This is a genomic window from Mycobacterium sp. E1715, from assembly GCF_001667625.1.
Taxonomy (GTDB): domain Bacteria; phylum Actinomycetota; class Actinomycetes; order Mycobacteriales; family Mycobacteriaceae; genus Mycobacterium.
In genome coordinates, this window is record NZ_LZJJ01000123.1 from 1 (window position 1) to 14,381 (window position 14,381).

Genomic DNA, 14,381 nt, shown 5'->3' on the forward strand with positions numbered 1-14,381 from the left:
GTGTCGACCCATGCACCGACCGGTCGGGCGGCGTTGAACCACGAGCTCGCGGCGACCACGACGGAAAGGCCGAGCAGCATCAGCGCGATCCCGTCGCGGCGGTGTCCCGGGTCGATGTCGCGGGCCCGCCCGATCGACCGGGCCGCGCCGCCCGTGCTGCGCGCGGCCATCAGCCAGGTGGCGCGCAGGGCGCGCCCGCCGGTCAGCCCGGCGGCCACCAGCAGCGACTGGTTGCGCCGTTTCGCGGGCCTGCTCGGCCTTTCCGTCGTGGTCGCCGCGAGCTCGTGGTTCAACGCCGCCCGACCGGTCGGTGCATGGGTCGACACGCTGTTGCGGACCTTCATCGGTGCGGGCGTGCTGGCGCTCCCGGTCGTCACCGCCGCGGTGGCGGTGACGCTGATGCGCACGCAGCCCAACCCGGACGCGCGCCCGAGGCTCATCCTCGGCGGCACCCTGATCGCGCTGTCGGTGCTCGGCCTGCGGCACCTGTGGTCCGGTTCGCCTGAAGACCCCGAGGCGCGCCGCCGCGCGGCGGGATTCATCGGCTTCGCCATCGGCGGCCCGCTGTCGGACGGGCTGACGGCCTGGATCGCCGCGCCCCTGTTGTTCATCGGCTTCATGTTCGGCCTGCTGTTGCTGACCGGAACCACGATCCGCGAGGTGCCCGACGCGGTCCGCGCCATGTTCGGCGCCCGGTTGCTCGGCGACGACGAATACGGCGAGTACGACGACTATGACGACTACGCGGATTCCGCTGTGGCCGAAGACTTTTACGACGAGAGCTCGCTTCCCGAAGACGAGCCGCAAGCCTGGCCGGCGGCCGACCCGGCCCCGGCCCTGCGGGACAACGAGGACGACATCCCCACCACACCGGAGCCGGCCATCGGGAAGAGCCGCCGTCGCGCCAAGAAGCCGCCCGAGATCGTCGACCGGGTCGTCGAGGGCCCCTACACGCTGCCCTCGCTGAACCTGCTGGTGGCGGGGGACCCGCCGAAGAAGCGCAGCGCCGCCAACATGGTCATGGCCGACGCCATCAGCGAGGTGCTCACCCAGTTCAAGGTCGACGCGGCCGTCACCGGCTGCACCCGCGGGCCGACCGTCACCCGGTACGAGGTCGAGCTGGGCCCGGGCGTGAAGGTGGAGAAGATCACCGCGCTGCAGAAGAACATCGCCTACGCGGTGGCCACCGAGAGCGTGCGCATGCTGGCCCCGATCCCCGGCAAATCCGCCGTCGGCATCGAGGTGCCCAACACCGACCGGGAGATGGTGCGGCTGGCCGACGTGCTCACCGCGCCGTCGACCCGCCGCGACCACCACCCGCTGGTGATCGGGCTTGGCAAGGACATCGAGGGCGACTTCATCTCGGCCAACCTGGCCAAGATGCCGCACCTGCTGGTCGCCGGCTCCACCGGTTCGGGTAAGTCGAGCTTCGTCAACTCCATGCTGGTCTCCTTGCTGACCCGGGCCACGCCCGAGGAGGTCAGGATGATCCTGATCGACCCGAAGATGGTGGAGCTGACCCCGTACGAGGGGATTCCGCACCTGATCACCCCGATCATCACGCAGCCGAAGAAGGCCGCGGCCGCCCTGGCCTGGCTGGTCGAGGAGATGGAGCAGCGCTACCAGGACATGCAGGCTTCCCGGGTGCGCCACATCGACGACTTCAACGCAAAGGTGCGGTCGGGGGCCATCACCGCGCCGCTGGGCAGCCAGCGCGAATACCGGCCCTACCCGTACGTCGTCGCGATCGTCGACGAGCTGGCCGACCTGATGATGACCGCGCCCCGCGACGTCGAGGACGCCATCGTGCGGATCACCCAGAAGGCCCGGGCGGCGGGCATCCACCTGGTGCTGGCCACCCAGCGCCCGTCGGTCGACGTGGTCACCGGCCTGATCAAGACCAACGTGCCGTCGCGGCTCGCGTTCGCGACGTCGTCGCTCACCGACAGCCGGGTGATCCTGGACCAGGCCGGCGCCGAGAAGCTGATCGGCATGGGCGACGGCCTGTTCCTGCCGATGGGCGCGAGCAAGCCGCTGCGCCTGCAGGGCGCCTACATCACCGACGAGGAGATCCACGCCGTCGTCACGGCCTGCAAGGACCAGGCCGAGCCCGAATACACCGAGGGCGTCACGACGGCCAAGCCCACCGGCGAGCGCACCGACGTCGACCCGGACATCGGCGACGACATGGACGTGTTCTTGCAGGCGGTCGAGCTCGTGGTGTCCAGCCAGTTCGGCTCCACCTCGATGCTGCAGCGCAAGCTGCGGGTCGGCTTCGCCAAGGCCGGCCGGCTGATGGACCTGATGGAGACGCGCGGCATCGTCGGGCCCAGCGAGGGATCCAAGGCGCGCGACGTGCTGGTCAAGCCCGACGAGCTGGCCGGAACGCTGGCGCTGATCCGGGGCGGCGCCGACGCCGACGGCGGCGACCCCGACGACTAGCCCCCGGCGCCGAACGTGCACCCACGGCGAGATTTCGGCCGATTTCCCGCCTCATGTCACGCTCGGCGAGTCAGAGCACCAGCAGCATGCGGGAGTTGCCCAGGATGTTGGGCTTGACGTAACTCAGGTCGAGGAACTCGGCGACACCGATGTCGTAGGAGCGGCACATCTCCTCGAACACCTCCGCGGTCACCGGCGTGCCCTCGATCTCGGTGAACCCGTGCTTGCCGAAGAACTCCGTCTCGAACGTGAGCACGAACAGCCGCTTGAGCTGCAGCTCGCGCGCGACCTCAAGCAGCCGGTCGACGATCGCGTGGCCGATGCCGTGGCCTGTCATCGCCGGGTCGACCGCGACGGTGCGGATCTCGCCCAGGTCGGACCACATCACGTGCAGCGCACCGCAGCCGACCACGGCGCCCTCGCGTTCGGCCACCCAGAATTCCTGGACGGCCTCGTACAGCGTCACCAGGTTCTTCTCGAGCAGGATCCTGCCGGCGTAGGTGTCGACGAGCTGCTTGATGGCGGGGACGTCGGAGGTTCGCGCGCGTCGCACCAGGCAGTCCTGCGAACTATCGGTCACGGCTAACAGTATCGGCATCGGGGACGGCTGCGCTGGTCAACAGTTATTCTGTTGCGGTGTCGGGGCAGCCGCAAACGGGTCCGTTGACCGGACCGCCGGGCCGCGTCCACATCGCAAACCTCGCCAACACGCTGACGTTGCTGCGGCTGGTGTTGGTCCCGATCTTCCTGCTCGCGCTGTTCGCCAAGGACGGTCACGAGTTCGCCTTTCGGATCGTGGCTTTCGTGATCTTCGCGATCGCCTGCATCACCGATCGGTTGGATGGCCTGCTGGCCCGCAATTACGGCATGGCAACGGAATTCGGGGCCTTCGTCGATCCGATCGCGGACAAGACGCTGGTCGGCTCGGCGCTGATCGGCCTGTCGATGCTGGGTGACCTGCCCTGGTGGGTCACCGTGGTGATCCTGGCCCGCGAGTTCGGGGTGACCGTGCTGCGGCTGGCCGTGATCCGCCGCGGGGTCATCCCGGCCAGCTGGGGCGGCAAGGTCAAGACCGTGGTGCAGGTGGTGGCGATCGGCCTGTTCATCCTGCCGCTGTCGGGGCCGCTGCGGGTGGCGGCGGCGGTGGTGATGGGGGTGGCGATCGTGCTCACGATCGTCACCGGCATCGACTACGTGGTGTCGACCGTGCGGGAAGTGCGCCGGACATCCGACTGATTCTGCGGTCGCCGAACGGGAACCAACGCCCCGCCGCCCGCGTTTCACCTTTTGAGCGCCTGCAGTCGCGGCCTATTCGCGCCGAGCGGGCTGACTGGACGAAGGAGGGCAGGAATGCCGCCATTAGTGCGCGAGGTCATCGGCGACGTGCTGCGTGAGGCCCGCATGACGCAGGGCCGGACGCTGCGCGAGGTCTCCGATTCGGCGCGAGTGAGCCTTGGGTATTTGTCCGAGGTGGAGCGTGGCCGCAAGGAGCCGTCCAGCGAGCTGCTCAACGCGATCTGCGAGGCGTTGCAGGTCCCGCTGTCGTCGGTGCTGACCGACGCCGGCGAGCGGATGGCCGGCCAGGAACGGGCCCGCGAACGCGTGGCCCACGGGGCGCCCGCCGACGGGCTGCGCGGCCCCAGCATCGACGCCGACACCAAGGTCGTCATCCCGCCGGTGGCATCCCTGGCGATCGCCTGAGCCGCACCGTCGGCAACGATGGACCGCTAGGGGTAGGGCGATCGGCGCCGACCCACTAAATTGAGCGACAAGCGTCGGCCCATCCCGGGACCATCCGGCCTATACGAAGCGAAGGTGGAGCTCACTCATGGCCAATCCGTTCGTCAAAGCGTGGAAGTACCTCATGGCGCTGTTCAACGCGAAGATCGACGAGCACGCCGACCCCAAGGTGCAGATCCAGCAGGCGATCGAGGAGGCGCAGCGCACGCACCAGGCGCTGACCCAGCAGGCCGCCCAGGTGATCGGCAACCAGCGCCAACTCGAGATGCGGCTGAACCGGCAACTCGCCGACATCGAAAAGCTGCAGGTCAACGTCCGCCAGGCGCTGACGCTGGCCGACCAGGCCACCGCCGCCGGAGACGCCGCCAAGGCCGCCGAGTACAACAACGCCGCCGAGGCGTTCGCGGCCCAGCTGGTGACCGCCGAGCAAAGCGTCGAGGACCTCAAGACCCTGCACGACCAGGCGCTGAGCGCGGCCGCCCAGGCCAAGAAGGCGGTCGAGCAGAACGCGATGGTGCTGCAGCAGAAGATCGCCGAGCGCACCAAGCTGCTCAGCCAGCTCGAGCAGGCGAAGATGCAGGAACAGGTCAGCGCCTCGCTGCGCTCGATGAGCGAGATCGCCGCGCCCGGCAACGTGCCCAGCCTCGACGAGGTGCGCGACAAGATCGAACGCCGCTACGCCAACGCGATCGGATCGGCCGAGCTCGCGCAGAGCTCCGTGCAGGGCCGCATGCTCGAGGTCGAGCAGGCCGGCGTGCAGATGGCCGGTCACTCCCGGCTGGAGCAGATCCGCGCCTCGATGCGCGGCGAAGCGTTGCCGACCGGTGGGACGCCTGCCCCCGGGGCCACCCCGCAGGCGGCGCCCGCGCCCGCGGAGACGACCGGGAGCGCGGCCACCGAGAAGCCCTTTGGCCAGTAGCCCGGGTGTCGGGGCGGTGAGCGAGACACGGGGCGGGCTCTGGCGCACGGTGCTGGGGCGGGGATTGGCCACCGCCGCCGACCTCTCCGACCTGGTGGCCCAAAAGCTCAGCGCCGCAGCGGATCCCCGCGCTCGGCTGTTGCGGCGGCGGCGCCGCGCGCTGCGGTGGGGCCTGATCTTCGCCGTCGGCTGTGTGTTCTGGGCGGTGGTGACGATGCTGCTCGCGGCGTGGGGCTGGTTCGCGCTGCTCTTGGAGATCACCGGCGCTGTCGCGGTCATCATGGCCGTCCCGGCGACGCTGCTGTTGCTGCGCTACCGGTGGCTGCGTTCCGAGCCGCTGCCCACACCCCGCCCGGCGAACGTGCGACGGCTGCCGCCGCCCGGCTCGGCGGCGCGGCCCGCGATGTACGCGCTGGGCGCCTCCGAGCGCGGATTCCTGTCGCTGCTGAACGTGATCGAGCGGGGATCGATGCTGCCGACCGCCGAAATACGCGACCTGTCCGCGGCGGCCAGCAAGAGTTCGGCGGCCATGGCGGCCACCGCCGCGGAGGTGGTGTCGATGGAGCGGGCGGCCGAGTCCAGCGAATCATCGCGAACGTATCTGGTGCCCACCATCAACGCGTTCACCGCGCAGCTCAGCGCCGGCGTTCGCCAGTACAACGAAATGGTCACCGCCGCAGCGCAATTGGTGTCCTCCGCCAACGGCGACCAGTTGGCGGCCTCGCAGCGCTACCGCGCCGAGCTGACCGGGGCCACCGACCGCCTGGTCGGCTGGGCGCAGGCGTTCGACGAACTCGGCGGTCTGCGCGGAGCGAGCTAGAACGTCGCCTTCAACGACGGCACCACCATCGCCGCCAGGCCGCGAAGGGTGGCCTTGACCATGTCGAAAAAGTCAAAGTAATCGCGCCACAACGTGATTCGTCCGTCGTGGACCTCGAACACGCCGCACACCCAGAACTGAAGCCGCAGCGGGCCGAAGATCAGGGCGTCGGTGCGCTCGGTGAGCACCGCGCCGCCGTCCGCGGCGATCCGGTGGATCTTCACCTCGAAGGCGGCGCGGCCGTCCATCTGGCGAAACAGCTTCATGGCCCTGGCGCGGCCACGAATCGTCGGCAGCCCGACATTTTCGTAGACGAGGTCGTCGTCCAGTGCCGCGTCGGCGGCGTCGTAATCGGCGTCCTGCAGGGCGTTCAGGAAGGTCTCGACCGTGCGGGTGTTCGCAACGGCTGTCCCGGTCGGCTCGGTCATGATCGCCAGCGTAGGCGAGCGTTGCGGCCGCGCGCTGTGGCAGGGTAAGGCCGATGCGTGTCGCCGTGGTCGCCGGGCCGGATCCCGGGCACTCGTTTCCCGCGATTGCGCTGTGCCGACGCTTCGCCCGGGCCGGTGACGAGCCCACGCTGTTCACCGGCGCCGAGTGGCTCGACACCGCCCGCGCCGCAGGCATCGGCGCCGCGCCGCTGGACGGGCTGGCGGCCACCGACGACGACGTCGACGCCGGCGCGCGGATCCATCGGCGCGCGGCGCGGATGGCCGTCCTGAACGTGCCGGCGCTGCGCGAGCTGTCGCCCGACCTGGTGGTCTCCGACGTCATCACCGCCGGCGGCGGCATGGCCGCCGAGCTGTTGGGCATCCCGTGGATCGAGCTGGACCCGCACCCGCTGTATTTGCCGTCGAAGGGGTTGCCGCCGATCGGCAGCGGGCTGGCGCCGGGCACGGGTATCCGCGGCCGGCTCCGCGATGCGACGATGCGGGCGCTCACCGCGCGGTCGTGGCGCGCGGGCCTGCGGCAACGCGCGGCCGTGCGGGTCGAGATCGGGCTGCCGGCCCACGACCCCGGCCCGCTGCGGCGGCTGATCGCCACCCTGCCCGCCCTCGAGGTGCCGCGGCCGGACTGGCCGTCCGAGGCCGTGGTGGTGGGCCCGCTGCACTTCGAACCGACCGATCGGGTGCTGGACATCCCGGCGGGTTCGGGGCCCGTGGTGGTGGTGGCGCCGTCGACCGCGTCGACCGGGACCGAGGGCATGGCCGAGGTCGCGCTGGCTCACCTGCGGCCCGGGGAGACGCTGCCCGCCGGATCGCGGCTGGTGGTCTCCCGGCTGGGCGGTACGGATCTGCAGGTGCCGCCGTGGGCGGTGGTCGGGCTGGGCAGCCAGGCCGAGTTGTTGACGCACGCCGACCTGGCCATCTGCGGCGGCGGGCACGGCATGGTGGCCAAGACGCTGCTGGCGGGGGTGCCGCTGGTGGTGGTGCCCGGCGGCGGCGACCAATGGGAGATCGCCAACCGGGTGGTCCGGCAGGGCAGCGGGCTGCTGGTGCGGCCGCTGACCGCCGGGGCGTTGGTGGCCGCGGTCAACGAGGTGCTGTCGTCGCCCCGATACCGCCAGGCGGCCCGGACCGCCGCCGCTAGCATCGCCGGCGTGGCCGATCCGGTGCGGGTGTGCCACGAGGCGCTCGCTCTGACGGGATGATGGCCAAGGTCGCGCAAAGGAGGGCAACGGCAATGAAATCGATCGCGGCCGGCGGCCTGCTTCTCGCCTTGATGTTCAGCTCGGGTGTCGCCCGCGCCGACAGCGGCGACGAGCAGCAGGCGTGCCAGTTGATGGACGATCCGGCGGCCGCCGAGCAGGGCTATGCGCCGGCCGAGTACGCCTTCATGCAGTTGCGCTCCCGGATGTCGGCGCAGCGCGCGCGGACCACCATGTCCGAGGCCGTTCAGGACTATTGCCCCAATCACCTCAACGACCTGCCGGCCAGCTGGCGCTGACGCGGCCGGTGTCCGATCCGCACCCGGTGGGTATCTTGCTGGCGTGCGGCTAACGGAATTCAACGAGCGGGTGGTCCTGCGATTCGGTGCGGCATACGGTTCTTCGGTCCTGGCCGACCACGTGCTGACCGGTTTCGGCGGCCGCACCGCCGCCCAGGCGATCGAGGACGGGGTCGAGCCCCGTGACGTGTGGCGGGCCCTGTGCGTGGACTTCGACGTGCCGCGCGACCAGTGGTGAGTGGGCAGCCCATTCGTAGGTCGGTTTTGGTGCTGCCGCAGTAGCCCCGCGAGGTGTACCGACAGGTCAACGCGAGGGCTCGCAGGGATGTCTCGGTGGGCGTGGTGCTCAGGTACCCCCGCGCGATGGGGGTAAACGACGCGGCGCCCGAGGCCGGTCCGGCGGCTGCGTCTCGAAGACGCAGTCGCCGCACACGGTTCCACCGGGCAGCCGATAGAAGAGGCAACAACTGCGGCGCCTGAAGGCCAGGCGCGGGCCGGTGACGACGCCCGATCCGGCCAGCACACCGGTGCTCAGCAGCGCACGGGTCGTTTCGGCGATCTGCAGGTCGAGGTCCGGTCGCGCCGCCAGGAGGGCCCGGGCGGCGCCGACCAGCGCCGACGCCAGGTTGCCCGCCAGCAGCGCGGGCGCCAGCTTGACCCGCAGGCCGGCGGCGAGCGGCTGCATGTGCTCGCGCACCACCGCCCGGTACAGGGTGTCCGGTGAGCGGGCGGGGAACCCGGCCGGCGCGGGCAGCCGCAATTGCGCCCCGTCGCCGGCGCGTTGCAGGTCGCCCAGGTCGGGGACGACGCCGTGGGCCAGCGCGCACGCGAGCACGGGCGACCACAGGCGGGTGGCGTGTCCGAGATGAACCAGCGAGGCGCCGATCCGCAGATCCGTCGTGCGATAGCGCCGGGCGGTGGCCTCGACCAAGTCGGCGAACCCGTCGGCGTAGGACCGCCGGACCGGGTGCCACCCGGCCGCGGTCCCGCCCACGGTCAACGCGAAAAACCCTTGATACGAGGCTATTTCGGCCAGCTCAGCGGAGATGTCCATCGATGCGCAACCAGACCCTTACGGGGAAATCCGCCCCAGTTGTCGTGAGGAAGCGCTGACGGCGAGTGTCTGGCTCTCGGGAGGGCATCCCGGTCACAGTGGCGGGACCGCACCGGATTCACACCGGTTTCCTCAGGCTCCATGGGCCCCGTCAGCGCGTTTCGGTAGCAAATGTTGCCACACGCGCGTGGCTTCGGCGTGTCCGCTTGAGTCGAACAGGTGTTCGGCTACTGTGGGGAACGTTCGGCGAGACAACTTGTCGGTGGCCTTCTCTAGTGTCACGGCCAACCGACCGATACCGGTCACCGAACACACCGAACCATAGGAGAGGCACCATGACGCAAGCCCCCGACCGCGAGAAGGCTCTCGAGCTGGCGATGGCCCAGATCGAAAAGAGCTACGGCAAAGGCTCGGTGATGCGTCTCGGCGACGAGATGCGTCAGCCGATCTCGGTCATCCCGACCGGATCCATCGCACTGGACGTGGCCCTGGGCATCGGCGGCCTGCCCCGCGGCCGGGTCGTGGAGATCTACGGCCCGGAATCCTCGGGTAAGACCACCGTCGCCCTGCACGCGGTGGCCAACGCCCAGGCCGCCGGTGGCGTCGCGGCGTTCATCGACGCCGAGCACGCCCTGGATCCGGACTACGCCAAGAAGCTCGGCGTCGACACCGATTCCCTGTTGGTCAGCCAGCCCGACACGGGGGAGCAGGCCCTCGAGATCGCCGACATGCTGATCCGCTCCGGCGCGCTGGACATCCTGGTCATCGACTCGGTGGCGGCCCTGGTGCCGCGCGCCGAACTCGAGGGCGAGATGGGTGACAGCCACGTCGGGCTGCAGGCCCGGCTGATGAGCCAGGCGCTGCGGAAAATGACTGGCGCGCTGAACAATTCGGGCACCACCGCCATCTTCATCAACCAGTTGCGCGAGAAGATCGGGGTGATGTTCGGCAGCCCCGAAACCACCACGGGTGGAAAGGCTTTGAAGTTCTACGCCTCGGTGCGCATGGACGTGCGCCGGATCGAGACCCTCAAGGACGGTACCAACGCGGTGGGCAACCGCACCCGGGTCAAGGTCGTCAAGAACAAGGTGTCACCGCCGTTCAAGCAGGCCGAGTTCGACATCCTCTACGGCAGGGGGATCAGCCGGGAGGGCTCGCTGATCGACATGGGGGTGGAGCAGGGCTTCATCCGCAAGTCGGGTTCCTGGTTCACCTACGAGGGTGAGCAGCTCGGCCAGGGCAAGGAGAATGCCCGCACCTTCTTGATGGAGAACGCCGACGTGGCCAACGAGATCGAGAAGAAGATCAAGGAAAAGCTTGGCATTGGTGCGGTTGTGACCGATGGCTTGTCCGATGACAGCGTCCTGCCCGCCCCCGTCGATTTCTGAGCCCTCTCGCGAGGAGCAGGCGCGGACCCTGTGCCTGCGCCTGCTCACCGTGAGGGCGCGCACCCGCGCCGAGCTGCACGGCCAACTCGCGAAGCGCGGCTATCCCGAGGACATCAGCGCCGCCGTGCTCGACCGACTCGCAACCGTCGGCTTGGTCGATGACGCCGGCTTCGCCGAACAGTGGGTGCGCTCGCGCCGGGCGAAGGCCGGCAAGAGCAAGCGCGCCCTGGCCGCCGAATTGCACACCAAGGGTGTCGACAAGGACGTGATCGCCTCGGCGCTGTCCGGAATCGACGCCGGCGCCGAACGGGACCGGGCCGAGGAGTTGGTGCGGGCCAAGTTGCGTCGCGAGACGCTGGACGGCGACGACGCGCGGGTGACCCGCCGGCTGGTCGGAATGCTGGCGCGCCGGGGCTACAGCCAGAACCTGGCGTGCGAGGTCGTCCTCGCCGAGCTGGCCGCCGAACGGGACCGCCGCCGGGTCTAGCTGCGGTTTCTCGGGTACCGCCGGGTCGCCGTACCATGGCCCCGTGACTTCGATGGTGGTGCAGGACGCCGCGGGCTCGCCCGACGGCGCCGGTGCGCGCACCTATCAGGTCCGCACCTACGGCTGCCAGATGAACGTCCACGATTCGGAGCGGCTGGCGGGCCTGCTGGAAACGGCCGGTTACCGGCGCGCCCCCGACGGCTCGGATTTTGGGGACGCCGACGTCGTGGTCTTCAACACCTGCGCCGTCCGCGAGAACGCCGACAACAAGCTGTACGGCAACCTCAGCCACCTGGCTCCGCGCAAGCGCGGCAACCCCGAGATGCAGATCGCGGTCGGGGGCTGCCTGGCCCAGAAGGACCGGGACGCGTTGCTGCGCAAGGCGCCCTGGGTCGACGTCGTCTTCGGCACGCACAACATCGGGTCGCTGCCCACGCTGCTCGAACGGGCCCGACACAACAAGACCGCCCAGGTGGAAATCGCCGAGTCGCTGCGGGAGTTTCCCTCCTCGCTGCCAAGCGCACGCGAATCGGCTTACGCCGCTTGGGTTTCCGTCTCGGTCGGATGCAACAACAGCTGCACCTTCTGCATCGTGCCCGCGCTGCGGGGCAAGGAGGTCGACCGCAGCCCGGCCGACATCCTGGCCGAGGTGAGAGCCCTGGTGGACGACGGCGTACTCGAAGTCACGCTGCTGGGTCAGAACGTCAACGCCTACGGGGTGTCCTTCGCCGACCCGGCGCTGCCCCGCGATCGCGGCGCCTTCGCGCGGCTGCTGCGGGCCTGCGGCGACATCGACGGGGTGGAACGCGTGCGGTTCACCTCCCCGCATCCGGCCGAGTTCACCGACGACGTCATCGAGGCCATGGCGCAGACGCCGAATGTCTGCCCCGCCCTGCACATGCCGCTGCAGTCCGGCTCCGACCGGGTGCTGCGCGCCATGCGGCGCTCGTACCGCGCCGAGCGCTACCTCGGCATCATCGACCGCGTCCGCGCGGCCATGCCGCACGCCGCCATCACCACCGACCTGATCGTCGGGTTCCCCGGCGAGACCGAAGAGGACTTCGCCGCCACGCTGGACGTGGTGCGGCAGGCCCGGTTCGCGGCCGCGTTCACCTTCCAGTACTCCAAGCGGCCCGGCACCCCGGCCGCCGAACTCGACGGGCAACTCCCGAAAGCCGTTGTGCAGGAACGCTACGAGCGGCTGGTCGAGCTGCAGGAGCAGATCTCGCTGGAGGGCAATCGCGCGCTGATCGGCCAGACGGTGGAGTTGCTGGTCGCCGCCGGGGAGGGGCGCAAGGACACCCGCACGGCGCGGATGACCGGCCGCGCCCGCGACGGCCGCCTGGTGCACTTCGGCTTGGACAGCTCCGGGGCCGACCGGGTGCGTCCCGGGGACGTCGTCACCGCGGTCCTCACCCAGGCCGCGCCGCACCACCTCATCGCCGACGGCGGCATCCTCAGCCATCGCCGAACCCGCGCGGGCGACGCGCACGCCGCCGGGGAGCGCCCGGGCGGCGTCGGCCTCGGCATGCCCGCCGTCGGACCGCCCCCCGACCCCACAGAATCCCTTGGATGTGCCCGATGATGGAAGAACACCCCGACTTCGACGCCCTACGGACCGAAATCGAGGCCGCCGAACGCCGGGTGGCGCGTGGATTCGACCCGGGCCCACGCGGCTTCGTCGTGGCGATCCTGGTTTTCGTGCTCCTGGGATCGTTCATCCTGCCGCACACCGGCGCGGTGCGGGGCTGGGACGTGTTGTTCAGCAGCCACGGCGCCGGCGCGGCGGCGGTTGCGCTGCCCTCGCGGGTGTTCGCCTGGCTGGCGCTGGTGTTCGGCGTCGGGTTCTCCATGCTGGCTTTGGTGACGCGGCGCTGGGCGCTGGCCTGGATCGCGCTGGCGGGTTCGGCGCTCGCCGGGGCGGCCGGGTTGTTGGCCATCTGGTCGCGCCAGACCGTCGCCGCGGGGCACCCGGGCCCCGGGGTGGGGTTGATCGCGGCGTGGATCGTCGTCCTGACGCTGACCTACCAGTGGGCGCGGGTCGTATGGTCGCGAACGATCGTGCAGCTCGCGGCCGAGGAGCAGCGGCGCCGGGTCGCGGCGCAGCAGCAGTCGAAGACGCTGCTGGAGAGCCTCAACGACGAGCCCGACAGCCCGGACCGGGCGCCCCGGGATCCCGACGCCTAGGGCTTACGCGTCAACGCCTCGGCGGCCGCCTGTGCCCACTGCCGCCACTGCTCGGCGTTGGCCCTGGCCTCCTCGGCCTCTTTCGTGCGGCCCGCTGCGGCGGCCTTCTCCGCCTGCTGCTCGTACTGCTCGGCGCGGACGCGGAACTGCTCGGCGCGGGCCTGCGCCTGGGGATCCGACCAATCCGCCTCGCCCGCGTCACGCACCCTCTTCTCGACGGCACGCAGCCGGCGCTCCAGTTCGGCGGACCGCTCCCGCGGCACCTTGCCGATGGCGTCCCACTTCTCGGCGATCGAGCGCAGCGCCGCCCGGGCCGCGTCGTGGTTGCCGGTGTCGATCTTCTCCGCCTCGGCCAGCAGCGCCTCCTTGGCCGTGGCATTGGCCCGCAGTTCGGCGTCCTTCTCGGCCGTCGCCGCGTTGCGCGCCGTGAAGAACACGTCCTGGGCGGCCTTGAACCTCCGCCACAGCGCGTCGTCGACGTCCCGGGCGGCCCGCCCCGCCGCCTTCCACTCGGTGAGCAGCTTGCGGAATTCGGCGCTGGTGGCGGTCCAGTCCGTCGAATCGGACAACGCCTCCGCGCGTTCGCAGAGTCGCTCCTTGGCCTGCCGGACGCCCATGCGTTCGCGGTCCAGCTCGGCGAAGTGGGACCCCCGCCGCCGGTTGAACGCCTCGCGGGCCGCCGAATAGCGCTTCCACAGCGCGTCGTCGACCTTGCGGTCCAGGCCGCTGATGGTCTTCCACTCGTCGAGGATGGCCCGCAGCCGGTCACCCGCGGCCTTCCACTGCGTCGAGTTCGCGGCCAGCTCCTCGGCCTCGGCGGCCAGCGCCTCCTTGCGCGCGGTCTGGGCGGCGCGATGCTCGTCGCGCCGGGAGCGCTCCTCAGCGACGGCGGTCTCGACCTGGTCGATGAGGCTGGCCAACCGGCCGGCGAGCGCGTCGACGTCGCCGAGTACGGCAGCCGTCGGCAACGTTTCGGCCAGCTCCGAGGCGTGGGCCTTGATCTTGCGGGCGTCCCCGGTTCCCGCCGCGAGCCGCTCCTCCATGAGCGTGACCTCGGTGCTCAGGTCGTCGAAGCGGCGACCGAAGTGGGCGAAGGCGGCTTCGCGGTCCCCGGCCTGCCACGAGCCGACGATGCGCTCGCCGGCCGCGGTGATCAGCCAGACCGTGCCGTCATCATCGACGCGCCCGAACTGATGCGGGTTGCTGCGTGGCGGCGCCGGAATCGGGTGGACGACGGGCCGCGGCGCCGCGCTCGCCGGCCGTGGCCCGGGACGCGGTCCCGGGCGTGGCACCGGGCGTGAAACCGGTTGGGGCACCGGCCCGACCGGGTCCGGTCCCTGGGGTTCGTCAGCCGTCATGCGCTCGTCACCTACCCTTCGCGCGGTCGGAACTCCGCGCAC

17 protein-coding genes and 1 riboswitch are annotated in these 14,381 nt (G+C 70.6%); of the genes, 12 read left to right on the top strand and 5 right to left on the bottom strand.

Annotated features, from left to right (window positions below):
* Positions 1–224 (bottom strand): hypothetical protein (locus A9X03_RS30080; RefSeq protein WP_231975359.1); only part of this gene is annotated, 224 nt, incomplete at its 3' end.
* Between A9X03_RS30080 and A9X03_RS06555 the strand changes: the two genes are divergently transcribed.
* Entirely contained in the window at positions 115–2,442 is a 2,328-nt protein-coding gene (locus tag A9X03_RS06555) for a DNA translocase FtsK (RefSeq protein WP_197696027.1), read from the top strand. The two genes, A9X03_RS30080 and A9X03_RS06555, sit on opposite strands and share 110 nt — an antisense overlap.
* Before the next feature lie 70 nt (positions 2,443–2,512).
* Here the strand turns inward: A9X03_RS06555 and A9X03_RS06560 are convergent, their stop codons facing one another.
* Positions 2,513–3,040 carry an amino-acid N-acetyltransferase gene (locus tag A9X03_RS06560; protein WP_067747296.1) on the bottom strand — a complete coding sequence of 176 codons (528 nt, stop codon included), beginning with the start codon at positions 3,038–3,040 and terminating at the stop codon, positions 2,513–2,515.
* Positions 3,041–3,078: 38 nt separating this feature from the next.
* Here A9X03_RS06560 and pgsA point away from each other — a divergent pair, with 38 nt between their 5' ends.
* The 4 genes from pgsA (at position 3,079) to A9X03_RS06580 (ending at position 5,921) form a co-directional block, all read left to right on the top strand.
* Complete coding sequence (pgsA, locus tag A9X03_RS06565) at positions 3,079–3,678, top strand: CDP-diacylglycerol--glycerol-3-phosphate 3-phosphatidyltransferase (protein WP_067747298.1); 600 nt, start codon at positions 3,079–3,081, stop codon at positions 3,676–3,678.
* 114 nt (positions 3,679–3,792) lie between these two features.
* The gene (gene clgR / locus A9X03_RS06570; protein ID WP_067747301.1) at positions 3,793–4,143 is read left to right on the top strand and encodes a transcriptional regulator ClgR; all 351 of its coding nucleotides are present in this window, start codon (positions 3,793–3,795) and stop codon (positions 4,141–4,143) included.
* Between the two features lie 127 nt (positions 4,144–4,270).
* On the top strand, positions 4,271–5,101 hold the full coding sequence (gene pspA, locus A9X03_RS06575; RefSeq protein ID WP_067747303.1) for a phage shock protein PspA: 831 nt from the start codon (positions 4,271–4,273) through the stop codon (positions 5,099–5,101).
* A gap of 16 nt (positions 5,102–5,117) precedes the next feature.
* Complete coding sequence (locus A9X03_RS06580) at positions 5,118–5,921, top strand: hypothetical protein (RefSeq protein ID WP_156669849.1); 804 nt, start codon at positions 5,118–5,120, stop codon at positions 5,919–5,921.
* On the opposite strand, the gene A9X03_RS06585 is transcribed toward A9X03_RS06580, so the two are convergent.
* Entirely contained in the window at positions 5,918–6,349 is a 432-nt protein-coding gene (locus tag A9X03_RS06585; protein WP_067747309.1) for a limonene-1,2-epoxide hydrolase family protein, read from the bottom strand. The genes A9X03_RS06580 and A9X03_RS06585 overlap by 4 nt on opposite strands.
* A gap of 53 nt (positions 6,350–6,402) precedes the next feature.
* On the opposite strand from A9X03_RS06585, the gene A9X03_RS06590 reads away from it, so the two are divergent.
* From A9X03_RS06590 to A9X03_RS06600, 3 genes are read left to right on the top strand one after another with little or no spacing between them, the layout of a single operon-like run.
* Positions 6,403–7,569: a glycosyltransferase gene (locus A9X03_RS06590; protein WP_067747311.1), complete on the top strand. Its 1,167-nt coding sequence runs from the start codon at positions 6,403–6,405 to the stop codon at positions 7,567–7,569.
* A gap of 32 nt (positions 7,570–7,601) precedes the next feature.
* Positions 7,602–7,865 carry a hypothetical protein gene (locus tag A9X03_RS06595; protein ID WP_067747313.1) on the top strand — a complete coding sequence of 88 codons (264 nt, stop codon included), beginning with the start codon at positions 7,602–7,604 and terminating at the stop codon, positions 7,863–7,865.
* Positions 7,866–7,908: 43 nt separating this feature from the next.
* Positions 7,909–8,103 carry a DUF3046 domain-containing protein gene (locus A9X03_RS06600; RefSeq protein ID WP_067747316.1) on the top strand — a complete coding sequence of 65 codons (195 nt, stop codon included), beginning with the start codon at positions 7,909–7,911 and terminating at the stop codon, positions 8,101–8,103.
* A 108-nt stretch (positions 8,104–8,211) separates the two neighbouring features.
* On the opposite strand, the gene A9X03_RS06605 is transcribed toward A9X03_RS06600, so the two are convergent.
* A complete protein-coding gene (locus A9X03_RS06605; protein ID WP_082954986.1) occupies positions 8,212–8,919 on the bottom strand; it encodes a (2Fe-2S)-binding protein in 708 nt (235 codons plus the stop codon).
* A 42-nt stretch (positions 8,920–8,961) separates the two neighbouring features.
* Positions 8,962–9,087: riboswitch (cobalamin riboswitch) on the bottom strand.
* A 167-nt stretch (positions 9,088–9,254) separates the two neighbouring features.
* Here A9X03_RS06605 and recA point away from each other — a divergent pair.
* Genes recA through A9X03_RS06625 form a run of 4 tightly spaced genes read left to right on the top strand, consistent with a single transcriptional unit; the run spans position 9,255 to position 12,981 of the window.
* The gene (gene recA, locus A9X03_RS06610) at positions 9,255–10,307 is read left to right on the top strand and encodes a recombinase RecA (RefSeq protein WP_067747318.1); all 1,053 of its coding nucleotides are present in this window, start codon (positions 9,255–9,257) and stop codon (positions 10,305–10,307) included.
* The gene (gene recX / locus A9X03_RS06615; RefSeq protein ID WP_067747320.1) at positions 10,273–10,794 is read left to right on the top strand and encodes a recombination regulator RecX; all 522 of its coding nucleotides are present in this window, start codon (positions 10,273–10,275) and stop codon (positions 10,792–10,794) included. The genes recA and recX overlap by 35 nt, the downstream gene beginning before the upstream one ends.
* Positions 10,795–10,846: 52 nt before the next feature.
* The gene (miaB, locus tag A9X03_RS06620) at positions 10,847–12,379 is read left to right on the top strand and encodes a tRNA (N6-isopentenyl adenosine(37)-C2)-methylthiotransferase MiaB (RefSeq protein ID WP_068260216.1); all 1,533 of its coding nucleotides are present in this window, start codon (positions 10,847–10,849) and stop codon (positions 12,377–12,379) included.
* Positions 12,367–12,981, top strand: a complete 615-nt coding sequence (locus tag A9X03_RS06625; RefSeq protein ID WP_156669850.1) for a hypothetical protein — start codon at positions 12,367–12,369, stop codon at positions 12,979–12,981. The genes miaB and A9X03_RS06625 overlap by 13 nt, the downstream gene beginning before the upstream one ends.
* Here the strand turns inward: A9X03_RS06625 and A9X03_RS06630 are convergent.
* Positions 12,978–14,339, bottom strand: a complete 1,362-nt coding sequence (locus A9X03_RS06630; protein WP_067747324.1) for a DUF349 domain-containing protein — start codon at positions 14,337–14,339, stop codon at positions 12,978–12,980. The genes A9X03_RS06625 and A9X03_RS06630 overlap by 4 nt on opposite strands.
* Positions 14,340–14,381 lie beyond the last annotated feature (42 nt).